A 20,353-nucleotide genomic window follows, 5' to 3' on the forward strand; every position below is an offset into this window, starting at 1 on the left:
ACTGATCTCGGGAGTGCGCAATGTCGCTGTCGTCCGTCGCGTCCAAGACCTTCACCTCTGCACTGGCCGGCGTGGCGCTGGCCGCAGGCACGATGATCGTTCCGGTGGCGGTCAACGCCGTCGAGGCCCACCGGGCCAAGAACATCACGATCACCGCCCACCGCGGCGCGAGCGCGTACGCCCCGGAGAACACCCTCGCCGCCTTCGCCCTCGGCATCGAGCAGCGAGCCGACTGGATCGAGTCGGACGTGCAGGCCACCGAGGACGGCGAGCTCGTGCTGATGCACGACACCACCTTGGCGCGCACCACCGACGTCGAGCAGCGCTTCCCCGGCCGCTCGCCGTGGAACGTCCGAGACTTCACCCTCGCCGAGATCAGGACGCTGGACGCAGGCTCGTGGTTCAGCCGGGAGTACGCCGGCGAGAAGGTGCCGACGCTGAAGGAGATGGTCCGGCTGGTGCGGCCGACGCGGTCCGGGATCCTGATGGAGCTGAAGTCGCCCGAGCTCTACCCGGGCATCGAGAAGCAGGTCGCGGCCGAGTTCGACTCGTTTCCCGGCTACGTACGCTCCGCGGTCCGTGCCGGGAGGCTCGGGGTGCAGAGCTTCGACTTCGACTCGATGAAGACCTACAAGCGCGTCCAGCCCGAGATGCCGGTCGGCCTGCTCGGTACCCCGGCCTACGCCGACCTGGACAGCTTCACCTGGGCCGACCAGATCAACCCGCACTTCGGCTCCTTCGACGCCGGCTACGTCGCCCGGGTGCACGCGCTCGGCATGCACATCCACTCCTGGACGGTCGACGACGCGGAGACCATGGGCGCGGTGCTGGACCGCGGTGTCGACGGCATCATCACCAACAACCCGGACGTGCTGCGCGAAGTCATCGGTGGGCGGCGCACCTTTTCCCTAGACTTGGCTGATGCCGCCTGAGGCGCTTCGGCAGATCGTCACGCCACGTTCACCGCACACCGGCCCCGGAGACTCTCGGGGCCGGTGGGATCGGGGCATGACCACGCTGAACCCCACATGTATGCGTACTCTCGCGCTGGCCGCCGCCGCGGCGCTCGCCGCCGGGACCGTTCTGGTCTCGCACCCCGACTCCGCGACGGCCACCACCACGACCTCCGCCCAGGCGGCCAAGGCGGCCGAGGCGGCCAAGCACAAGCACGCCGACCCGCTCGTCTTCGGACACCGCGGTGCCTCGGGCTACCGTCCCGAGCACACCCTGGCGGCGTACGACCTGGCGATCAAGCAGGGCGCCGACTTCATCGAGCCCGACGTGGTCTCGACCAAGGACGGAGTGCTCGTCGCCCGCCACGAGAACGAGATCTCCGGCACGACCGACGTCGCCGCCCACCCCGAGTTCGCGGGCCGGAAGACCACCAAGACCATCGACGGCAAAGCGCTGACCGGCTGGTTCACCGAGGACTTCACCCTCGCCGAGCTGAAGACGCTGCGCGCCAAGGAGCGGATCCCGGGCGACCGCCCGGCGAACACCGCCTACGACGGCCTCTTCCAGGTCCCGACCTTCGAGGAGGTCCTCAGGCTGGTCGAGAGGAAGGAGGCCGAGACCGGCCGCACCATCGGTGTCGCCCCGGAGACCAAGCACCCGACGTACTTCGACTCCATCGGTCTCTCCCTGGAGGAACCGCTCGCGAAGAGCCTCAAGCGCCACGGCCTCGGCGGCAAGCGCGCCGCCGCGGTCATCCAGTCCTTCGAGGTCAGCAACCTCAAGGACCTCAACCGCATGGTCGACACCAAGCTGGTGCAGCTGGTCGACTTCGGCGGTGCTCCCTACGACCAGGTGGTTGCCGGGACCGGCGTGACCAACGACTACCTGGTCACCGACAAGGGCCTGCGCAGCATCAAGAAGTACGCCGACCAGGTGGCGCCCTACAAGTACTACTTCATCCCGCGCAACGCCGACAACACGCTCGGCGAGCCCACCGACCTCGGCCGCCGGGCCGAACGCGTCGGGCTGCCGACCGTCATCTGGACCATGCGCGCCGAGAACAAGAACCTCCCGGTCGAGTGCCGCAAGGGCACCGACCCGATCGCGATCGGTGACCTCGCCTGCGAGGTCGGCGCCTACCTCGACGCCGGTGTCGACGCGTTCTTCACCGACCACCCCGACCTGGGCGTCGCCGCGCGCGACGCCTGGCTGGCGAATCGGTAGAACCTACCAATCAGTAGACACCTCGCGACATGACGTACGGCCCTCGCTATTGTCGGCGGGGGCCGCACGTGTTCGTGGGCCCGGTCACAACCAAAGGAGTTTGAGTCATGGGTCGTTTCGACGGACGCGTCGCAGTCATCACCGGGGCAGCGCGAGGGATCGGTTTCGGAGTCGCCACGCGTTTCGCCGAGGAGGGTGCCTCGGTCGCGATCATCGACCTCGACGAGGCGGCCGCCGCTGAGGCCGCCGCCAAGCTTCCGCTGGCCGAGGGCGCCAAGTCGGTCGGCATCGGCGCCAACGTCGCCAAGGCCGAGGACACCGAGGCCGCGGTCGCCCGCGTCGTCGAGGAGCTCGGCGGCCTGCACATCTTGATGAACAACGCCGGCATCACCCGCGACAACCTGCTCTTCAAGATGACCGAGGACGACTGGGACCTGGTCATGAACGTCCACCTCAAGGGCCACTTCCTGATGTCGAAGGCCGCGCAGAGCGTCTTCGTGAAGCAGAAGTACGGCAAGATCATCAACGTCTCCTCCACCTCGGCGACCGGCAACCGCGGTCAGGCCAACTACTCCGCGGCCAAGGCCGGCGTGCAGGGCTTCACCCGCACCCTCGCGCTCGAGCTGGGCCCGTTCGGCGTCAACGTGAACGCGATCGCGCCGGGGTTCATCGCCACCGAGATGACCGACCAGACCGCGGCCCGCCTCGGGCTCGACGTCGACGAGTTCCGCAGGCTCTCGGCCGACGCCAACCCGGTCAAGCGCGTCGGCGAGCCCGCCGACATCGCCGCCGCTGCCGCCTTCCTGGCCAGCGACGAGTCCTCCTACATCACCGGCCAGACCCTCTATGTCGACGGCGGCGCCACGGTCGCCTGAGTCCTTCGAGGAAGAACCCCGGGCGCGGCCTCGTTGGGCGCAACGATTACCGTCTACCACTCGTCTTGGTATTGAGCCGATGCAGATGGAGATCGATGATGCGTACGTCCCGCCCGGGGTTCCTCCTGCGAGCAGCGGCGACGCTGGCCGCCGCGGGTCTGGTCCTGACCGGCTGTGGCTCCACGGAGGAGCCGACGGACGCGAAGCCGTCGCCGTCCGCGCCCGCTGAGCCCGACCACGAGCCGCTGACGGGCGTCGAGCTCCCCGAGGGGCAGACCGCTGCGCGCAAGCACCCCGCCTACATCGTCAAGATCGACAACACCTCGGCCAGCGACCCGCAGTACGGTCTCGCCAAGGCCGACATGGTCGTCCAGGAGCTGGTCGAGGGTGGCGTGACCCGGTTGGCCGTCGCGTACTACTCCCAGCTTCCGAAGGAGGCGGGGCCGGTCCGCTCGATGCGGGCCACCGACGCCGGGATCGCCGCGCCGATCGGCGCCAAGATCATGACCAGCGGCGCGGCTCCCTACACGTTCGCGCAGCTGAAGAAGCACAACATCTCCTGGATCGACATGGAGACCCCCTACGTCGTACGCGACACCAGCAAGCCCCACGACTTCCTGCACAGCGTGGTCGGCAAGGTCGCCAAGGCCGGCAAGGCCGCCGCGAAGGACGGCAAGGCCAAGCGGCCCGGTGACTTCATGCCCTGGGGCGACGCGACCACCACGCTGGCCGGCGGCAAGCCCGCCAAGGCCGTGGACGTGAAGTTCTCCCCGGCGCGCACGGACAACTGGGTCTTCAGGGGCGGCAAGTACCGCCTGCAGAACAACTACATGTCCAAGAGCGGCCAGTTCCTCGCCGACACCGTCGTGGTCGCGCAGACCAAGACCACCATCGCCCCCTACAAGGACCCGGGCGGCGCGATCGTCCCGGTCTCCCACTTCACCGGCCGGGGCAAGGCGTGGATCATGCGCGCCGGCCAGATCGTCGAGGCGACCTGGGTGAAGAAGGGCGAGAAGGGTGCGGTGACGTTCAGCGACGCCAGCGGTGCCGCGATCGAGATCCCGCCGGGCAAGGTCTGGCTGGACCTGATCCCGGAGGGCAACGGCCAGGTCGAGCCCGGCGGCGTCACCGTCAAGTAGCCGGACGGCTCAGCGCATGTCCTCGACCTTGACGCCCTGCTTGGCCAGGGTCTGCACCCCGGTCAGCAGGTAGGTCACGGCCAGCTCGATGCGCTCGGCCGCGTCCTCGGGGTCGCTGGCCTCGGTGACGGACTCGCCGGCCGCCGACATCGCCCCGAAGAAGAGCCGGGCGAAGGTCGCGACCATCTCGTCGTCGACGTTCCGGTCGCCGGCCCGCAGGACGGCGGCGACGATGTCCTCGACGACGGTGAACGTGGAGCGCTCCTCCTGCTCGCGGTAGCGCTGGTAGCCCAGGACCGCAGGCCCCTCCTGCACGACGATGCGGCGGTAGGTGGGCTGCTGGACGGCCTCCAGGAACGTACGCAGCCCGGCCCGGGCCTGCTCCCAGGGGTCCTTCGACTCGCGCATGGCGGCGTCGATGCTCTGCGCGGTGGCGGCCTCGACCTTCTCGAAGACGACCTCGTAGAGCGCCTGCTTGCCGCTGAAGTGGTGGTAGAGCGCGCCCTTGGTGACCTCGGCCCCGGCCACGATGGCGTCCAGTGAGGTGCTCGCGTAGCCGTGCTCGGTGAAGAGCCTCTCGGCGACCTCGACAAGCGTCTTCTTGGTCGAGGCGGAGAACTGCTGCCTCCGTGACATCCCCGGCACCGACGGAAGCGGAGGAACCTTGGGGACGAGCTTGCTCACGGACGACTTTGCCACCCGTCCACTCTAACGGCCGTGTCCGGAATCACCGTCCCAGGTGTTGGCCATACTGTCGGTATGTCCCGTACTATAGGTACGTACTCACAGTATGTGAGTGCTCACCTTCCGCAAGGAGCCGACAAATGAGCTGGACCAGCCATCACAAGCGCGGAGAGATCCTCCGCGGCGTGGTCGCCGTCATCGACGAGCGTCGCGACGGCCTGCTGCCCATGGATCTCCCCGGCGTCACCGAGACCTTCACTGACGAGCTCGACCTGCTCGCCGCCCTGCAGCTGCGCTGGCACACCCGCCTGTCCGGCCGCATCGAGTCCGAGCTCGCCACCCAGCCGATGGACCTCGAGGACGCCGTCGTCCGGGCCTGGCACGGCGCCGCCGACGACCTGCCCGGCATCCGCACGGTCCTCGACCGCTACCACGCCCTGCCCGTCGACGACGCGATGGCCACCGCGCTGGCCAAGTCGCAGGCCAAGGAGCACCTGACCCTCGCGGTCATGGCCGGCCGCGGCGCGTTCGCCGACGCCGAGTGCGTCCGTCTCGGCTCGATGATCGAGGCGCGTGCCCGTGCCGAGTACGTACCGGCAGTCGAGGTCGCCGAGCGTGGGCCCTTCGCCGGCCTCGTCGACATGCTCCGAGCGGTCCGCTCGGCAGCCTGACCAGGCCCGGGTGCCGGTGCGCTCCCTCCGCGGACTCCCTCCGCACCTCCCTAAGTGCCGGCCCCGGGTCCTTTTCCCGTCTCGATCCGATCGGCGGGCTTTGTTGGTTTCTTGTTGCGGCTGACGTGACCCAGGTGATGCGATCATGGCGTCATGACGGAGCAGAAGGACGTACGCGCCGGGCGGCTGCTGGTAGCCACCCCGGAGCTTCGCGACCCCAACTTCGTCGACACCGTCGTGCTCTTGATCGAGGTCAACGACGACGGTGCGCTGGGCGTGGTGCTGAACCGTCCCTCGCCCGTGCCGGTCGCCGAGGTGCTGCACCCGTGGGCGACCTCCGTCGCCGATCCCGACGTCCTCTTCCAGGGCGGCCCGGTGAGCAAGGACGCCGCGATCGCGGTCGCGCTCCTGGTCGACTCCGACGACCCACCTCTGGGCTTCAGGCCCGTCGTCGGGCGCCTCGGGCTGCTCGACCTCGACACGCCCGTCGAGCTGGTCGACGGCACCTTGGCGCGGCTGCGCATCTTCGCCGGATACGCGGGCTGGGGCGCCGCCCAGCTCCAGGGCGAGGTGGAGGAGGGGTCCTGGTACGTCGTCGACAGCGAGCCGTACGACTCCTTCCTCGACGACGTGAGCTCGATGTGGGCAGCGGTGCTCCGTCGTCAGCCCGGTGAGCTGGCCTTCCACGCCACGCGACCGCCCGATCCGGAACTCAACTAGAGGACCAGTAGACTGGGCGGCATGGGCATCCTGGGATTCGGCACGAAAGAAGCCGTCAAGGAACGGGAGGACATCCGCGAGCAGGATGTCCCCACCGAGGAGGGTGACCACGACCGCTACTCCCACTACGTGGAGAAGGACAAGCTGACCGAGGCGATGGTCATGGGCACGCCCGTGGTCGCGCTGTGCGGCAAGGTGTGGGTGCCGAGCCGCGACGGGTCCAAGTTCCCGGTCTGCCCCGACTGCAAGGAGATCTTCGAGGGGATGCCGCCAGGCGGTGGCGAGGGCGACGACGAGTGAGTAGCGCCGAGCTTCCCGGCGCCCTCACACCCGCGTGGCCCAACAAGGCCGCGTGGGGCACTGCGCCCAAGCTGCGTGCTTGGCAGCAGGAGGCGCTGTCCAAGTATCTGTCCGAACAGCCCCGTGACTACCTCGCCGTCGCTACTCCCGGCGCCGGGAAGACGACCTTCGCGCTGACCGTCGCCGCCGAGCTCCTCGGGCGGCGCCTGGTCGACCGGATCACCATCGTCGCGCCCACCGAGCACCTCAAGGTCCAGTGGGCCGAGGCGGCCGCGAGGGCAGGGATCCCGATCGACCCGACATACTCGGCGGGCCAGGGCAAGACCTCGGCCGACTACGTCGGGATCGCGGTGACGTACGCGGGTGTCGCGGTCAACCCGCTCGCGATGCGGATCCGCACCGAGCGGTTCAAGACGCTGGTGATCCTCGACGAGGTCCACCACGCCGGCGACGCGCTCTCGTGGGGCGAGGGCGTCCGGGAGGCCTTCGAGCCGGCTGCGCGCCGGCTGGCGCTGACCGGCACGCCGTTCCGCTCCGACACCAACCCGATCCCGTTCGTCACCTACGCACCGGGCGAGGACGGCATCCCGCGCTCGGCGGCCGACTACACCTACGGCTACGCCGAGGCGCTGCGCGACCACGTCGTCCGGCCGGTGCTGTTCATGGCCTACTCGGGACAGATGCAGTGGCGCACCCGGGCCGGCGACGAGATCGCCGCCCACCTCGGCGAGCCGCTGACCAAGGACCTGACCTCGCAGGCGCTGCGGACCGCGCTCGACCCGGCCGGATCGTGGATCCCGTCGGTGCTGGCAGCAGCCGACAAGCGCCTGACCGAGGTGCGGCGCCACGTCCCGGACGCGGGCGGCCTGGTCATCGCGACCGACCAGGACTCGGCGCGCTCCTACGCCAAGACGCTGCGCGAGATCACGGGGCAGAGTGCCACCGTGGTGCTCTCGGACGAGAAGGCCGGCTCGAAGAAGATCGCCAAGTTCTCCGAGTCCGAGGACCGCTGGATGGTCGCGGTCCGGATGGTCTCCGAGGGCGTCGATGTGCCCCGGCTCGCGGTCGGGGTCTACGCGACCACCACCTCGACGCCGCTCTTCTTCGCGCAGGCGGTGGGGCGCTTCGTACGTGCTCGTACGCGGGGCGAGACCGCCTCCGTCTTCCTGCCCTCGGTCCCCAACCTGTTGGGCTTCGCCTCCGAGCTGGAGCTGCAGCGCGACCACGTGCTCGGCAAGAAGGTCACCAGCGAGGACGACATCTTCGCCGCCGAGGATGCGCTGATGGCCGCGGCCAACGCCGAGGAGGGCGCCTCCGAGGAGGAGCTGGGAGCCTGGGAGGCCATGGGGTCGGAGGCGCGCTTCGACCGGGTGCTCTTCGACGGTGGCGAGTTCGGCCACTCCGGGGAGGTGCACGTCGGCTCGGAGGAGGAGATGGACTTCCTCGGCATCCCGGGGCTGCTCGACGCCGACCAGATGCGCACCGTCCTTCAGCAGCGGCAGAGCGACCGGGCGCGCAAGCAGAAGTCCGCCTCCGCCCCGGTAGCCGCCGACGAGCCGGTCGCCGCGGTCGCCGCCCACGAGCAGCTCGCCGTGCTCCGCCGTGAGCTCAACGGGCTGGTCGCCGCCTGGCACCACCGCACCAAGGCGCCCCACGGCGTCACCCACAACCGGCTCCGCAAGGAGTGCGGTGGCCCGCCGGCCGCGGTCGCCAACGCCGATCAGCTCAAGGCCCGCATCGACACCCTGCGCGACTGGGCCGCAAAGGGCTCGGCCTGAGGGCACACTGTCGCGGGTGGGAGAGACGATGACAGCGCTCGAGATCGCCGTGACGTCGGTGGCTGGCGCGCTCGTCGCGCGTGCGGCCGGAGCGACCCGGGTCGAGCTCTGCTCCGCCCTCGAGGTCGGTGGGGTGACCCCGTCGCAGGGGCTGGTCGAGGGAGTCCTCGACGAGGTCGGCGGCGTCGACGCCGGTGACGGCTGGCAGGGCGTGCATGTGCTCGTCCGGCCTCGGCCGGGCGGGTTCGGCTACTCCGCCGAGGAGCGCTTCCTTCTGGGCCGCGAGGCCGAGACGGTGCTGGAGGCAGGAGCCGACGGGATCGTGATCGGCGCGCTCACTCCGCACGGGGAGCCCGACCTGGAGCTGGTCCGGGAGTTGGCGGACGCTGCCGCTGCGTACGGGGCGACGGTGACGTTCCACCGGGCGATCGACCTCAGCGCGGACCCGGTCGCGGCGATCCGGGCACTGGACGGCGTGGTCGACCGGGTGCTGACCTCGGGAGGCGCGCCGGCCGCCGCCGCGGGTGCCGCGACGATCGCCGAGATGGTCGCGGTCGGCGGACCTGACGTACTTGCCGGAGGGGGCGTGAGCGTCGAGGCGATCAGAGCGCTCGCGGCGCTCGGTGTCGAGGGCGTACATCTCTCCGCCAAGCGACGGGTCCTCACCAGCGGCCGGGTGGCGCTGGGAGTCGCCGACGACGGTGGTCACTGGGTGACCGATCCTGATGTGGTCGCCGCCGCGGCAGCGGCGTTGGCAGGGTGAACCTAGGCGGGGGAGTCGCCCTCGACGAGGTCGCGCAGCACCGCCACGGCGCTCTCCAGATCGGCCTGGGTGCGGTGACGCGACTCCAGCCGCTCGGCGATGAGGTGGGAGATGCGCTCGCGTACGTCGGCGAGGTCGGCGCGGCCGGCGTCGGTCAGCGTCACCAGGCTCGCGCGGGCGTCGGCGGGGTTGGGCTCCTTGCTGACCAGGCCGGTCTCCACCAGCTGGGCGATCTGGGCCGACATCGTCGGCTGCGAGCAGCCGTCGGCGCGGGCCAGGTCGGTGATGCCGAGCGGGCCGATGGCGTCGAGGATCGTGAGGACCCGGACGCTGGCCGGAAGGTCGAGCTCTCGGCGGACCAGCCGCATGAGGCGCGCCGCGTAGACGACGAGGTCGCTGGAGAGGTCCAGTGTCGCTTCCGAGGGAAGCAGCTGCTGTGAAGGCATCGATCGGAATCCAGAGTTGGGGGTTGCGGCGCGGTGAACGGGTGGAGACTATCTGAGAATGACTACGGAACGGCACACCTGGATCGCGTTCCTGCGCGCCATCAACCTCGGCGCGAACCGGAAATTCCCGAAACAGGCGATCTCCGCCGCCGTGGTGAGGGCGGGCGGGACCGATGTCGAGACCTACATCAACACGGGCAACGTACGTTTCGACCACCCGGTCGGCGACCGGGCCGAGATGGAGGCGATCTTGGAGGAGGCCTTCGCGGCCGACCGCTTCTTCGAGGTGCCGACGATCTGCGTGACGCCTGCCGAGCTGAAGGTGATCGCCAACGACGCCGCCGCGGTGGGGATGGGGCACGAGGGCAAGCAGTTCGTCTTCCTGTGCAAGGAGCTCACCGACTCTGGCTCCCGGGACGCGCTGGTCGCCCGGGCGGGGGAGGGCGAGCGGGTCTACGTCATCGGCCGCGCCGTGCACCTGCTCACCGAGAGCTTCCAGCAGACGAAGATCACCAACGCCGTGGTCGAGCGCCACATCGCCATCAGCACCAACCGCAACATCAACGTGATCCGCACGCTCGCCGACAAGTGGGCATGAGGCCTACTGCGCCTCGATGCGATCAGGCGGGAACCTCGGTCGCGGCAGGCTCGACCACCGAATGGCGAGTGATCTCGAAGTCAGCCGGGTCGAAGCGGCTGATCCGGCGGACCAGCTCGCCGGTGGACCGCGGCCAGGAGAAGCTGTTGCGGCCGTTGGCGTCGATGAAGTAGCTGTGGCAGGACGCGCCGCTGTAGGCGGTGCCGGCGAGTGCGGCCTGTACGTCCTCGACGTACGCGGCCTGGGCCCGCGGACTGACGTCGAGATTCGCCCAGCCCTGGGCGCGGGCGGTCGTGATGGCCTCGGTGATCATCGCCACCTGTGACTCGGCGACGGCGAAGGCAGAGCCGTGACCGGTGCCGAGACTCGGGCCGAGCACCACGAACGCGTTCGGGAAGCCGGTGACCGAGGTGCCCTGGTAGGCCTCGGGGGAGCCGGCCCAGTGCTCTGCGAGCGTGCGGCCGTCGGAGCCACGGATCAGGTCGGCGACCGGCATGTCGAGGATGTGGAAGCCGGTGCCGAGGATGATCGCGTCGACCTCCGCCGCGCTTCCGTCGGAGCCGATCACGCGCGCGCCCTCGACCCGCTCGACGCCGGTGGCGTGCACCTCGACGTTGGGCTTCGTCAGCGACTGGAGGTAGCTGTTCGAGAACAGGATCCGCTTGCAGCCGAGCAGGTAGTCGGGCGTCAGCTTCGCCCGTAGCTCCCTGTCCCGGACCGCGGCGCGCAGATAGGCGCGGCCGACCTGCTGCAGGCCCCGCATCAGTGGCTGCGGGCGACGGAAGGCGATGCCGACGGCCTCCATGGCGGCGTACTCGACCGCACCGAGCGCCTTCTCGAAGAAGGGCACGTTGTGCTTGACCCACTTCTCCGCGTCCGGCACCGGATGGTCGACCTTGGGCAGCACCCAGTGGGCGGTGCGCTGGAAGAGGTGCAGGCCGGCGACCTGCTTCTGGACCTCGGGTACGAACTGGACCGCCGACGCCCCGGTGCCGATCACGGCCACCCGCTTGCCATCGAGGTCGAGGTCGTGGTTCCACCGGGCCGAGTGCCAGACCTCGCCGGGGAAGTCGGCAAGGCCGGGCAGGTCCGGGATCTTCGGCTCGTTCCAGGGGCCGGCGGCCGCGACGAGGAAGCGCGTGGTGACCTCGCCGTCGCTCGTGTCGAGCAGCCACGTCGCGCTCTCCGCCTCCCAGGCCGCGCCTCGGACCTCGACCCCGAACCGGGTGATGTCCTCGAGGCCGCGCTCCCGGGCCACGCCGTCGATGTAGGCGAGGATCTCCGGCTGGTTGCCGTAGACCCGCGACCAGTCGCTGTTGGGCGCGAACGAGAACGAGTAGAGGTTGGACGGTACGTCGCAGGCGCACCCCGGATAGGTGTTGGCCCGCCAGGTGCCACCGTAGGTGTCGGCCTTCTCGAGGATGACGACGTCCTCGACGCCCGCCTCGCGCAGCTTGATCGCGGCCGCGATGCCGGAGATGCCGGCGCCGATGACGACGACCTCATGATGGTTGCTCATGCGATTGCTCCTTCGAGTGCGGCCGCGACGCGGCCGGGGAGGTGTCGGCGGGCTGCGGCGAGGGTGGCCTCGCGGCGGCCGAGATCCATGAAGTTGGGGCCCATCGCGGCCAGCTCCGCAGGCCCGGGCTCGACCCGGACGACGCGGATGCCGGCGTCCCGGAGCCGCGCGACCTCGCGGTCGAGCACGGCGGTCATCTGGGAGCGCAGCAGGCGCTCGATCCGGTCGAGGCCACGGGCGGGAACCCCGCCCTCGGTGGTCATCGGGGCGACCACGACGACCTCGTCGACCGCCTGGCCGAGGAGGAGGTCGGCCGAGACGGAGGAGACCGCACCGCCGTCTACGTAGCGGCGGCCCGCGATCTCGACCGGCGGGAACCAGCCGGGGATCGCCCAGGAAGCCGCGCTCGCCGCGCCCAGGGTGGCCGAGGGGGCGTCCGCGGAGCCGAACGCCACCCGGGTGCCGGTGGCCGCGTCCGCCGCGACCAGCCAGGTCGCGGGGTGGTCGACCCAGCCGTCGGGTCCGGCCAGCGCGTCGCCGTACGCCCGCAGCCAGGTGGCGTCGCCGCGGCCGCGGGGGAGCAGGCCGGCCAGTGCGCTGTAGGGCGAGCGGCGGGAGAGGCCGGGACGTACCAGACCGAGCGCGGGCAGCGAGGGTGCCGGCACCGGTGGCGCCGCGCCGGGATGGACGGCGACGTGGGCCGCCAGGACCGGGTCGGCGCCCGGTGCCTCGTCGAGCGCGTCGAGGAGGTGCTGCGGCGTACGGCCGGACCCGAGGGCCGCGACGATCTCCGAGCCCGCGGAGGTGCCGACGAGGACATCGGCCGTGCGGACGTCCCAGTCCAGCGCTTCCTCCAGGACGCGGAGGGCCACGGCCGTCCAGGCGAAGCCGAGAGTGCCGCCGCAGCCGATGGCGAGTGCGCGTCGTCGAGCCATATTCGGATACTAACGGTATTTGAATACCGGCGGTAGCCCGAACTGGTAAGATCTGGCCCGTGGGCCGGATCACGCGCAAGGAGTCGCACGCGCAGACGCGCGAGCGGCTCGTCGCGACCGCGCACCGGCTGTTCATCTCGGACGGCTACAACGTGACCTCGCTCGACAAGGTCGCCACCACGGCGGGCTTCTCGAAGGGCGCGGTCTACTCGAACTTCTCCACCAAGCACGAGCTCGGTCTCGCCGTGCTCGACGTGATCCACCGGGAGCGGGCAGAGTCCCTGGCCGACGCCGTCAGCGGCGTCGACACCGTCGAGGGCCGGATCGACGCCTTCGCGGCGTGGGCCGAGGCCAACATCGGCGACGTCGGCTGGACCGCGCTCGAGGTCGAGTTCGCGACCAGCACCCGCCGCGTCCCGGGGGTGAGTCAGCAGCTCGCCGGCCGGCGCCGTGAGCTCACCGCGGCCATCGCCGGGCTCATCGAGCAGCAGGCCGCCGACCTCGGCCTGAGCCTCGCCTCACCGGCCGAGGACGCCGCTGTCCAGCTGCTCTCCCTCGGCATCGGGCTCGGCGTCCAGCGTGCGTTCGACCCCGATCTCTCGGTCACCAGCCTGGTCGACCTGCTGCGGTCGCTCCTGGAGAGCGCGACGCCTGCGTCGTAGTGCGCGAGACCTAGTGGGCCGGGGCGCCGTTGCGCTCCGGGGCCGGGAAGGAGACCCGGTTCAGGTGGCGTACGGCGGGGCTCAGCAGCGTGGCGAGGGAGATCACCACGTAGGCGATGCCGGCGATCGCGAGCATGTTCTCGATCCCGTACGCAGCGGCCAGCGGCCCCATGGCCAGCTGTCCGACGGGGATGGCGATGTAGGTGCCGAGCTGGTCGTAGGAAGACGCTCGGGAGAGCAGATCGGCGGGGACGTTCTCCTGCATCGACAGCTGCCAGCCGAGGCTGAAGACCTGGATCCCGGCACCGGAGAGGGCGGCTGCGGGGAGGAGTACGGCGAGCTCGGTGGAGAAGCCGAGAGCGGCGATCGGCAGCCCGAACAGGGCCATGCCGATCATGCCGTAGAACAGCGGCCGTTCGAGCCGGACCTTCATCAGTACGAGGGTCGCGGCGAGCACGCCGATCCCCTGGAAGGTCAGGATCAGGCCCCAGCCGCCGGCGCCCAGCGCCGAGCCCTCGGCCCGCTGCGGGCCGAGCGTGAGCAGCCCGCCCTCGTAGAGCGCGTTGAGCATGGTCGCGGCGCCGACGCAGAGCCACAGCCAGCTCGTCGAGCGGAAGTAGTCCCACCCCGTGCGCAGATCGCCGATGAGTGAGGCCTTGCCGACCGCGCCGCTGAGCTTGACCGGCAGCAACAGCAGCGCCGCGATGATCCAGGTGGCGGCGTCGAGCGCGAGCGCCCAGCCCGCGCCGACGGTGAGGACGAGCAGGCCGGCGGTGCCGGGACCGGCGACCGCGACGACCGCCCGGGTCAGCGACAACAGCACGTTGGCTTCCTGCAGCATGGTGCGAGGCACCACGAGCGGGATGATCCCCTGCTGGGCGGGCAGGCCGGCGGCGGAGACGATGCCGTTGAGCGCGGAGAGTGCGATCAGGTGCCACAGCTCGGCGACACCGGTGATGACGAGGACGGCCACGACAGCCTGGCTCAGCCCCGAGACCAGGTTGGAGGCGAACAGGATCCGGGCTCGGCCCATCCGGTCGGCGAGCACGCCGCCGATGAGCATGAAGATGATCATCGGGATGGTGCGGGCGGCAAGGACGGCGCCGATCGCGATCGGCGCGTCACTGACCTCCATGACCGCGAAGGCCAGGGCGACGGGCGCCATGAAGTTGCCCACCAGATTGATCGATCGAGAAGCGAAGAACCAGCGGAAGTGGGGTTCGTGAAGTGGGGCTGTCGCCGAGATCCGAGCCATTCGAGAGAGAATAGACCGTCGGGTTATTTCTATCTGCCGAAAATTCCCAATTCTGTCACGAGACCGTTACACCGGCCGAGCGCATCTCCTCGATGGCGGCCGAGGTGCTCGCCGGAGCCACGCCGGCGGCCAGGTCGGCGAGCAGCGTGGTGCGGAGACCGGCGGCTCGGGCGTCGAGCGCGGTGGCACGTACGCAGTAGTCGGTCGCCAGCCCGCACACGTCGACCTCCTCCACACCGTGGGCCCGGAGCCAGTCGATCAGGGTGGCGCCGCCGGTGGCCGCGCCCTCGAAGCCGGAGTAGGCGGCTGCGTACTCACCCTTGCGGAAGATCTCGTCGAAGGTGACCGGGTCGAGGTTGGGGTGGAAGGCCTCGCCGTCGGTGCCGACGATGCAGTGCGCCGGCCAGGAGTCGACGTAGTCCGGTGGGTTGCCGAAGTGGTCGCCCGGGTCGATGTGGTGGTCCTTGGTCGCCACGACCAGCCCGTACGTCTGCTCCGGCTCCTTGCTCGCCGCCCGCTCCCGCAGCAGCTGACCGATGTCGTAGGCCACCCGGGCCCCGCCGTCGACCGGCAGGGACCCGCCCTCGCAGAAGTCGTTCTGTACGTCGACCACGATCAGTGCACGCGTCATGGTCGTCAGCCTAGACCGGCTCTACTGGAAGAGCGTGGGGATCGCGGGGTCGCCCTTCAGGAGCGAGTGGGCGATGACCGGGAGCTCGGCGACCGAGGCCCGGTGGCGGTCGCGCGCGGCGTCGAGGGGCTCGCGGCCTACGACCTCGCCCTTGTGGACCAGCTGGGTCAGGAGCGGACGGTCGTTGCCGTCGCCCTCGGGTGCGGTGCCGATGCCGATCACCTCGGCGTCCGCCGTGTCTATTCCTGTGGCCTTGCGGTTGCGGCGGCGCAGGGCGTACTTCCGGCCGCCGATCGACGCCTTGGAGGCGCTCTTCTTGGCGACCGGCTCCAGGTCGCCGGAGGCGCCCTCGCGGGCGACCAGCTTGTACACGAACCCGGCGGTCGGGTGGCCGGAGCCGGTGACCAGCTGGGTACCGACGCCGTAGCCGTCGACCGGGGCGGCCGCGAGGCCGGCGATGGCGTACTCGTCCAGGTCGCTGGTGACGATGATCTTCGTCTCGGTCGCGCCGAGGTCGTCCAGCTGGCGGCGTACGTCATGGGCGAGGAGCCCCAGGTCACCGGAGTCGATCCGCACCGCACCGAGCTCGGGACCGGCGATCTCGACGGCCTTGGCCACCGCCTCGGCGATGTCGTAGGTGTCCACCAGCAGCGTGGTGCCCCGTCCGAGGGAGGCGACCTGGGCCTGGAAGGCCTGCTCCTCGGTGTCGTGCAGGAGGGTGAAGGCGTGTGCGGAGGTGCCGGTCGTGGGCACGCCGAAGCGGGCGCGGGCGGCGAGGTTGGAGGTGGCGGTGAAGCCGGCGACGTAGGCCGCTCGGGCGGCGGCGATCGCGGCCGCCTCGTGGGTGCGACGCGAGCCCATCTCGATACACGGGCGCTCACCGGCCGCCATCGTCATCCGGGAGGCCGCGGTGGCGATGGCCGAGTCGTGGTTGTAGATCGAGAGGAGCACCGTCTCCAGGACGACCGCCTCGGCGAAGCTGGCCTCCACCACGAGCAGGGGCGACTGCGGGAAGAAGGTCTCGCCCTCGGCGTACCCCCAGATGTCGCCGGTGAAGCGGTAACCGGCCAACCACTCCAGGGTCGGGCCGTCGACGACGCCCTCCAGGATCGCCAGCTGCTCGGAGTCGAAGTGGAAGGCTTCGAGGGCGTCGAGCGCCCGGCCGACGCCGGCCACCACGCCGTAGCGCCGCCCGCCGGCCAGGCGCCGGGGGAACAGCTCGAAGACGGCACGGCGCTCCGCGGTGCCCGCCTTCAGGGCGGCCTGGAGCATGGTCAGCTCGTAGTGATCTGTCAGGAGCGCGGTCGAGTCCGCTGTCGAGTCCACGGGCACATCGTGGCACGATGGACCGCATGAGCGAGCGCAAGCGAGCGACCATCAAGGTCCTCATGTCGCCGGGTCCGTACTCTTGCGCCTGCGCTACGGAGGCGGCGACATGAGCGCGCCAAGCCCCGTGGAGCTCGACGAGCCCGAGGTCGACGACCTCGTAGCGCCCGCGACCCCGTGGGTGACCATCGTCTGGAACGACCCGGTCAACCTGATGTCGTACGTCACCTTCGTCTTCCAGAAGTACTTCGGCTACTCCAAGAAGAAGTCGGAGAAGCTGATGATGGAGGTGCACAACGACGGCAAGTCGGCGGTCTCCGCGGGCAGTCGCGAGGAGATGGAGCGCGACGTTCAGGCGATGCACGAATACGGGCTGTGGGCGACCCTGGAGAAGCAGGATTGATGGGCGGGTTCAGCTACCACCGCCGCAGCAAGCAGATCATCGCGACCTTCTCCGGGTTCGAGGCCGACCTGCTCCGTTCGCTGGCCTCGCAGCTCGTCGAGCTGTTGCGCAACGAGGTCGCCGCCCCGGCCGAGAGCGATGACCCCCTCGAGGCGCTGCTCGACTTCTCGGGACCGACGACCGAGCCCGAGGACCCGGTGCTGAAGCGGCTCTTCCCCTCCGCCTACGGCAACGACGAGGAGGCCGCCGGGGAGTTTCGGCGGTTCACCGAGGGCGGGCTGCGCGACGGCAAGGCGCGGGCCGCATCCACGATCATCGACTCCCTCGAGGAGGCCGGGCTCCCGCCCGAGCTCGACGAGGACGGGCTGGTCATCGACGTCGAGCTCCCGATCCCCGACGCCGAGGCGTGGATGCGCTCCTTCACCGACATCCGGCTCGCGCTCGCGACCCGCCTCGGGGTCGAGGAGGGCGACGAGGACTTCTGGGACTCGCTGCCCGACGACGACCCCGCCGGCCAGGTCTACGGGATCTACCAGTGGGTCGGGATCCTGCAGGAGACCATGGTCGAGGCGCTGTGGGCGGCGTCCTGACCGACGCGCCCTAGCGTCCGGCCGTACGACCGTCCAGCAGGGTGACCAGGATGCGAGTGAGCGTCGCCCGGTCCTCCTCCGGCAGGGGCCGCAGGAGCTCGTCGGCGGCCTGCTGACGGGCATCCTCGATCAGCCGTCCCAGGCGTACGCCCTCCTCGGTCGCGACCACGCAGACCGCCCGGCGGTCGGCCGGATCGGGCCGGCGTGCGACCAGGCCGTGGCCCTCGAGGCCGTCGACGACCTCGGTGGCCGACCTCGGGACGATGCGGAGTCGCTCGGCGAGGGCCGAGAGCCGTATCGGCTCGTCGGCGGCGAGCACGATCCGCAGGGCTCGGCTCTGCGAGGGGGTGATCCCCCAACGGGCGGTCGCCTCGCCGAAGCGGCGGCGAAGGGTGCGTGCTGCCGCCATCAGCAGGTCGGCGGTCTCGTCCACAGGAATAACCCTAACCCATCGTGCGTTAGCCTCATTGTGAGTCAACCTCAGTAAATAGGATCGAGGTGTTCGGATGAGTGACCCGCACCCGTACAAGTCTTCCGGTGAGTCCGGCCGCTCCGGCCGTGATCCCCGCTCCAAGCGCGCCGACCGCGCCCAGCTCGAGGCCCAGCCGGTCTCGCTGCGGCGGATCGCGCGGCTCTTCGCGCCCTACCGCGGGCGCCTGCTTCTCGTCGTGGCGCTGATCGTGGTCAGCTCGGTGATCGGGCTGGCCCAGCCGTTCCTGGTCAAGCACGTCATCGACACCGCCCTGCCCGAGGGCGACACCACGCTGCTCCTGCTCTGCGTCGCCGCGATGGTGCTCGTCGCCATCGCCTCCGCAGCCCTCGGGGTGGCTCAGACGCTCATCTCGACCGAGATCGGCCAGCGGGTCATGCACCGGCTGCGTACCGACCTCTTCGGGCACCTGCAGCGCCAGTCGCTCGACTTCTTCACCCGCACGCGGGGTGGCGAGGTGCAGTCGCGGATGGTCAACGACATCGGCTCGATGCAGTCGGTGGTCACCTCCACCGCGACCTCGATCGCGGCCAACGTCACGGTCGTGGCCGGCACCGTGGTCGCGATGATGGCGCTCAACTGGCGGCTCGCGCTGATCTCGCTGGTGGTGCTGCCGCCGGCGGTGTGGACCACCCGCAAGGTGGCACAGATGCGCTACGCGGTCACGACGCAGCGTCAGGCGAAGATGGCCGACCTGCACGTGCAGGTCGAGGAGGGGCTCTCGGTCAGCGGCATCCTGCTGACCAAGACCCTCGGTGCCGCGCCGGCCCTGGCCTCCCGTTTCGAGCAGACCTCCCACGACCTCGTCGGTCTGGAGGTACGCAGCCAGCTCGCCGGGAGGTGGCGGATGGCGACCATGCAGGTGGTCTTCGCCGTGGTGCCGGCCGCGCTCTACCTCGCCGCGGGTTTCCCGGCGACCTCCGGTGCGTTGACCATCGGGACGCTGGTCGCCTTCGTATCGCTGCAGGGCTCGCTCTTCCGGCCGCTGATGGGGCTGCTCAACGTCGGGGTCGACGTCACCTCCTCGCTGGCGCTCTTCTCGCGGATCTTCGAGTACCTCGACCTGCCGGTCGAGATCGACGACCCGGTCTCCCCGGTGCCGCTGGGCGGGGCTCGCGGCGAGGTCGTCCTCGACGACGTCGGGTTCTCCTACGACGGCGATCAGCCCGTCCTCGAACAGATCTCGCTGCGGGTGCCCGCGGGCGGCTCGCTGGCCCTGGTCGGGGCCACCGGATCGGGCAAGTCGACGCTGGCGGGGATGGTCGCGCGACTGCACGACCCGACCACCGGCCGGGTGCTGCTCGACGGGGTCGACCTGCGCGACCTGACCCTCGCCGACCTGGCCGCCAACGTCGGCATGGTCACCCAGGAGACCTACCTGCTCCACGCGAGCGTTCGCGACAACCTGCGCCACGCGCGCCCCGACGCGAGCGACGCCGAGATCGAGGAAGCTGCTCGCGCAGCCCGGATCCACGACCTGATCGTCGGGCTCCCCGACGGTTACGACACGCTCGTCGGCTCCCGCGGCCACCGTTTCTCCGGCGGTGAGCAGCAGCGGCTGGCGATCGCTCGCACGCTGCTGCGCGACCCGCGCGTGCTCGTGCTCGACGAGGCCACCTCCGCGCTCGACAACACCACCGAGCGCGAGGTCCAGGCGGCCCTGGACCGCCTGGCCGAGGGGCGTACGACGATCACCATCGCCCACCGCCTCTCCACCGTCCGCGACGCCGACCAGATCGCGGTGCTCGACCACGGCCGGGTCATCGAGGTCGGCACCCACGAGGAGCTGCTGCTTCGGGGCGGTGCCTACGCCGACCTCGTACGCGGCGGCCTGACCGCGGCCGCCTAGCACGGTCGGCGGGCGGTGGTAGGCCGGAGTCCGAGGGCCGGTCACGTTCAGGATCAGGTTCGGGTCCGCCTAGGCTGATCCTGTGCTGACCATCGACCAGGCGACGTACGACGCGATCGTCGCCCACGCGAAGCGCGACCATCCCGACGAGGCGTGCGGGATCGTCGCCGGGCCTGAGGGCTCGGATCGGCCCGAGCGGTTCATCGAGATGATCAACGCCGCCGGCTCGCCGACCTTCTACGAGTTCGACTCGACCGATCTGCTCCAGCTCTACAAGGAGATGGACGCCAACGACGAGGAGCCGGTGGTGGTCTACCACTCCCACACGGCGACGGAGGCCTACCCCTCGCGCACCGACATCGGCCTCGCGATGGAGCCGAACGCTCACTACGTGCTGGTCAGCACCCGCGAGCACGGGCCGGATGCCGGCCCGGTCGAGTTCCGGTCCTACCGGATCGTCGACGGCAACGTCACCGAGGAAGAAATCAGCATCGTCGCGACGTTGTCGTGACGCGCACCACCTACATCTAGGAGAACGAAC

At 70.3% G+C, this 20,353-nt stretch carries 23 protein-coding genes; 15 read left to right on the forward strand and 8 right to left on the reverse strand.

Translation table 11 applies throughout. The features are described from left to right. The first annotated feature begins 20 nt into the window (after nt 1–20). The 4 genes from BLT25_RS18925 to BLT25_RS18940 all read left to right on the forward strand — a co-directional run bounded on the left by BLT25_RS18925 (nt 21) and on the right by BLT25_RS18940 (nt 4,192). Nucleotides 21–932 carry a glycerophosphodiester phosphodiesterase gene (locus BLT25_RS18925; RefSeq protein WP_091049150.1) on the forward strand — a complete coding sequence of 304 codons (912 nt, stop codon included), beginning with the start codon at nt 21–23 and terminating at the stop codon, nt 930–932. Nucleotides 933–1,008: 76 nt separating this feature from the next. Continuing rightward, nucleotides 1,009–2,178 (forward strand): glycerophosphodiester phosphodiesterase, encoded by a 1,170-nt coding sequence (locus BLT25_RS18930; protein WP_091049152.1) that lies wholly within the window; start codon nt 1,009–1,011, stop codon nt 2,176–2,178. A 107-nt stretch (nt 2,179–2,285) separates the two neighbouring features. Then, nucleotides 2,286–3,053: an SDR family NAD(P)-dependent oxidoreductase gene (locus BLT25_RS18935; RefSeq protein WP_091049154.1), complete on the forward strand. Its 768-nt coding sequence runs from the start codon at nt 2,286–2,288 to the stop codon at nt 3,051–3,053. A 98-nt stretch (nt 3,054–3,151) separates the two neighbouring features. Continuing rightward, nucleotides 3,152–4,192, forward strand: coding sequence for a DUF3048 domain-containing protein (locus tag BLT25_RS18940; RefSeq protein ID WP_176884051.1), 1,041 nt, complete (start codon nt 3,152–3,154; stop codon nt 4,190–4,192). Between the two features lie 9 nt (nt 4,193–4,201). Here BLT25_RS18940 and BLT25_RS18945 read toward each other — a convergent pair whose 3' ends face one another. Then, nucleotides 4,202–4,891 carry a TetR/AcrR family transcriptional regulator gene (locus BLT25_RS18945; protein ID WP_256328676.1) on the reverse strand — a complete coding sequence of 230 codons (690 nt, stop codon included), beginning with the start codon at nt 4,889–4,891 and terminating at the stop codon, nt 4,202–4,204. Between the two features lie 125 nt (nt 4,892–5,016). Here BLT25_RS18945 and BLT25_RS18950 point away from each other — a divergent pair, with 125 nt between their 5' ends. The 5 genes from BLT25_RS18950 (at nt 5,017) to BLT25_RS18970 (ending at nt 9,108) form a co-directional block, all read left to right on the forward strand. Beyond that, complete coding sequence (locus BLT25_RS18950; protein WP_091049160.1) at nt 5,017–5,547, forward strand: hypothetical protein; 531 nt, start codon at nt 5,017–5,019, stop codon at nt 5,545–5,547. A 153-nt stretch (nt 5,548–5,700) separates the two neighbouring features. Then, entirely contained in the window at nt 5,701–6,267 is a 567-nt protein-coding gene (locus BLT25_RS18955; protein WP_091049163.1) for a YqgE/AlgH family protein, read from the forward strand. A 21-nt stretch (nt 6,268–6,288) separates the two neighbouring features. Continuing rightward, nucleotides 6,289–6,567, forward strand: a complete 279-nt coding sequence (locus tag BLT25_RS18960) for a DUF3039 domain-containing protein (RefSeq protein WP_091049166.1) — start codon at nt 6,289–6,291, stop codon at nt 6,565–6,567. Further along, the gene (locus BLT25_RS18965) at nt 6,564–8,345 is read left to right on the forward strand and encodes a DEAD/DEAH box helicase (RefSeq protein ID WP_091049170.1); all 1,782 of its coding nucleotides are present in this window, start codon (nt 6,564–6,566) and stop codon (nt 8,343–8,345) included. The genes BLT25_RS18960 and BLT25_RS18965 overlap by 4 nt, the downstream gene beginning before the upstream one ends. Before the next feature lie 28 nt (nt 8,346–8,373). Continuing rightward, nucleotides 8,374–9,108 carry a copper homeostasis protein CutC gene (locus BLT25_RS18970; RefSeq protein ID WP_091049171.1) on the forward strand — a complete coding sequence of 245 codons (735 nt, stop codon included), beginning with the start codon at nt 8,374–8,376 and terminating at the stop codon, nt 9,106–9,108. 2 nt (nt 9,109–9,110) lie between these two features. Here BLT25_RS18970 and BLT25_RS18975 read toward each other — a convergent pair whose 3' ends face one another. Then, nucleotides 9,111–9,554, reverse strand: a complete 444-nt coding sequence (locus BLT25_RS18975; protein ID WP_091049174.1) for a MarR family winged helix-turn-helix transcriptional regulator — start codon at nt 9,552–9,554, stop codon at nt 9,111–9,113. A 58-nt stretch (nt 9,555–9,612) separates the two neighbouring features. Between BLT25_RS18975 and BLT25_RS18980 the strand changes: the two genes are divergently transcribed. Further along, nucleotides 9,613–10,152, forward strand: coding sequence for a DUF1697 domain-containing protein (locus BLT25_RS18980; protein ID WP_091049175.1), 540 nt, complete (start codon nt 9,613–9,615; stop codon nt 10,150–10,152). Between the two features lie 22 nt (nt 10,153–10,174). Here BLT25_RS18980 and BLT25_RS18985 read toward each other — a convergent pair whose 3' ends face one another. Continuing rightward, a complete protein-coding gene (locus BLT25_RS18985; protein ID WP_091049178.1) occupies nt 10,175–11,671 on the reverse strand; it encodes a flavin-containing monooxygenase in 1,497 nt (498 codons plus the stop codon). Then, nucleotides 11,668–12,606, reverse strand: coding sequence for a patatin-like phospholipase family protein (locus BLT25_RS18990; protein WP_091049180.1), 939 nt, complete (start codon nt 12,604–12,606; stop codon nt 11,668–11,670). Before BLT25_RS18990 ends, BLT25_RS18985 begins: the two co-directional genes overlap by 4 nt. A gap of 59 nt (nt 12,607–12,665) precedes the next feature. On the opposite strand from BLT25_RS18990, the gene BLT25_RS18995 reads away from it, so the two are divergent. Then, nucleotides 12,666–13,268: a TetR/AcrR family transcriptional regulator gene (locus tag BLT25_RS18995; RefSeq protein ID WP_091049183.1), complete on the forward strand. Its 603-nt coding sequence runs from the start codon at nt 12,666–12,668 to the stop codon at nt 13,266–13,268. 10 nt (nt 13,269–13,278) lie between these two features. Here BLT25_RS18995 and BLT25_RS19000 read toward each other — a convergent pair whose 3' ends face one another. Genes BLT25_RS19000 through BLT25_RS19010 form a run of 3 tightly spaced genes read right to left on the reverse strand, consistent with a single transcriptional unit; the run spans nt 13,279 to nt 16,480 of the window. Beyond that, nucleotides 13,279–14,523, reverse strand: a complete 1,245-nt coding sequence (locus tag BLT25_RS19000) for an MFS transporter (RefSeq protein WP_091049185.1) — start codon at nt 14,521–14,523, stop codon at nt 13,279–13,281. A gap of 55 nt (nt 14,524–14,578) precedes the next feature. Then, nucleotides 14,579–15,154, reverse strand: coding sequence for a nicotinamidase (locus BLT25_RS19005; protein ID WP_091049187.1), 576 nt, complete (start codon nt 15,152–15,154; stop codon nt 14,579–14,581). A gap of 21 nt (nt 15,155–15,175) precedes the next feature. Then, entirely contained in the window at nt 15,176–16,480 is a 1,305-nt protein-coding gene (locus BLT25_RS19010; RefSeq protein WP_091049190.1) for a nicotinate phosphoribosyltransferase, read from the reverse strand. A gap of 109 nt (nt 16,481–16,589) precedes the next feature. On the opposite strand from BLT25_RS19010, the gene clpS reads away from it, so the two are divergent. Together clpS and BLT25_RS19020 are read left to right on the forward strand one after the other, a co-directional pair. Next, entirely contained in the window at nt 16,590–16,883 is a 294-nt protein-coding gene (gene clpS / locus BLT25_RS19015; RefSeq protein WP_091049192.1) for an ATP-dependent Clp protease adapter ClpS, read from the forward strand. Then, nucleotides 16,883–17,473: a DUF2017 domain-containing protein gene (locus BLT25_RS19020; protein WP_091049194.1), complete on the forward strand. Its 591-nt coding sequence runs from the start codon at nt 16,883–16,885 to the stop codon at nt 17,471–17,473. Before clpS ends, BLT25_RS19020 begins: the two co-directional genes overlap by 1 nt. A 10-nt stretch (nt 17,474–17,483) precedes the next feature. On the opposite strand, the gene BLT25_RS19025 is transcribed toward BLT25_RS19020, so the two are convergent. Then, on the reverse strand, nt 17,484–17,906 hold the full coding sequence (locus BLT25_RS19025) for a MarR family winged helix-turn-helix transcriptional regulator (protein WP_091049196.1): 423 nt from the start codon (nt 17,904–17,906) through the stop codon (nt 17,484–17,486). 73 nt (nt 17,907–17,979) lie between these two features. Here BLT25_RS19025 and BLT25_RS19030 point away from each other — a divergent pair, with 73 nt between their 5' ends. Beyond that, entirely contained in the window at nt 17,980–19,812 is a 1,833-nt protein-coding gene (locus tag BLT25_RS19030; RefSeq protein ID WP_091049199.1) for an ABC transporter ATP-binding protein, read from the forward strand. Nucleotides 19,813–19,894: 82 nt separating this feature from the next. Further along, complete coding sequence (locus BLT25_RS19035; protein WP_091049202.1) at nt 19,895–20,323, forward strand: M67 family metallopeptidase; 429 nt, start codon at nt 19,895–19,897, stop codon at nt 20,321–20,323. Nucleotides 20,324–20,353 lie beyond the last annotated feature (30 nt).

The organism is Nocardioides sp. YR527, from assembly GCF_900101045.1.
Classification (GTDB): domain Bacteria; phylum Actinomycetota; class Actinomycetes; order Propionibacteriales; family Nocardioidaceae; genus Nocardioides.

Bases quoted from the DNA above. Each gene is read 5' to 3' on its own strand.
- BLT25_RS18925 (WP_091049150.1), top strand. From the start codon at position 21: ATGTCGCTGTCGTCCGTCGCGTCCAAGACCTTCACCTCTGCACTGGCC.
- BLT25_RS18930 (WP_091049152.1), top strand. From the start codon at position 1,009: ATGACCACGCTGAACCCCACATGTATGCGTACTCTCGCGCTGGCCGCC.
- BLT25_RS18935 (WP_091049154.1), top strand. From the start codon at position 2,286: ATGGGTCGTTTCGACGGACGCGTCGCAGTCATCACCGGGGCAGCGCGA.
- BLT25_RS18940 (WP_176884051.1), top strand. From the start codon at position 3,152: ATGCGTACGTCCCGCCCGGGGTTCCTCCTGCGAGCAGCGGCGACGCTG.
- BLT25_RS18950 (WP_091049160.1), top strand. From the start codon at position 5,017: ATGAGCTGGACCAGCCATCACAAGCGCGGAGAGATCCTCCGCGGCGTG.
- BLT25_RS18955 (WP_091049163.1), top strand. From the start codon at position 5,701: ATGACGGAGCAGAAGGACGTACGCGCCGGGCGGCTGCTGGTAGCCACC.
- BLT25_RS18960 (WP_091049166.1), top strand. From the start codon at position 6,289: ATGGGCATCCTGGGATTCGGCACGAAAGAAGCCGTCAAGGAACGGGAG.
- BLT25_RS18970 (WP_091049171.1), top strand. From the start codon at position 8,374: ATGACAGCGCTCGAGATCGCCGTGACGTCGGTGGCTGGCGCGCTCGTC.
- BLT25_RS18975 (WP_091049174.1), bottom strand. From the start codon at position 9,554: ATGCCTTCACAGCAGCTGCTTCCCTCGGAAGCGACACTGGACCTCTCC.
- BLT25_RS18980 (WP_091049175.1), top strand. From the start codon at position 9,613: ATGACTACGGAACGGCACACCTGGATCGCGTTCCTGCGCGCCATCAAC.
- BLT25_RS18985 (WP_091049178.1), bottom strand. From the start codon at position 11,671: ATGAGCAACCATCATGAGGTCGTCGTCATCGGCGCCGGCATCTCCGGC.
- BLT25_RS18990 (WP_091049180.1), bottom strand. From the start codon at position 12,606: ATGGCTCGACGACGCGCACTCGCCATCGGCTGCGGCGGCACTCTCGGC.
- BLT25_RS19000 (WP_091049185.1), bottom strand. From the start codon at position 14,523: ATGGCTCGGATCTCGGCGACAGCCCCACTTCACGAACCCCACTTCCGC.
- BLT25_RS19005 (WP_091049187.1), bottom strand. From the start codon at position 15,154: ATGACGCGTGCACTGATCGTGGTCGACGTACAGAACGACTTCTGCGAG.
- clpS (WP_091049192.1), top strand. From the start codon at position 16,590: ATGAGCGCGCCAAGCCCCGTGGAGCTCGACGAGCCCGAGGTCGACGAC.
- BLT25_RS19020 (WP_091049194.1), top strand. From the start codon at position 16,883: ATGGGCGGGTTCAGCTACCACCGCCGCAGCAAGCAGATCATCGCGACC.
- BLT25_RS19030 (WP_091049199.1), top strand. From the start codon at position 17,980: ATGAGTGACCCGCACCCGTACAAGTCTTCCGGTGAGTCCGGCCGCTCC.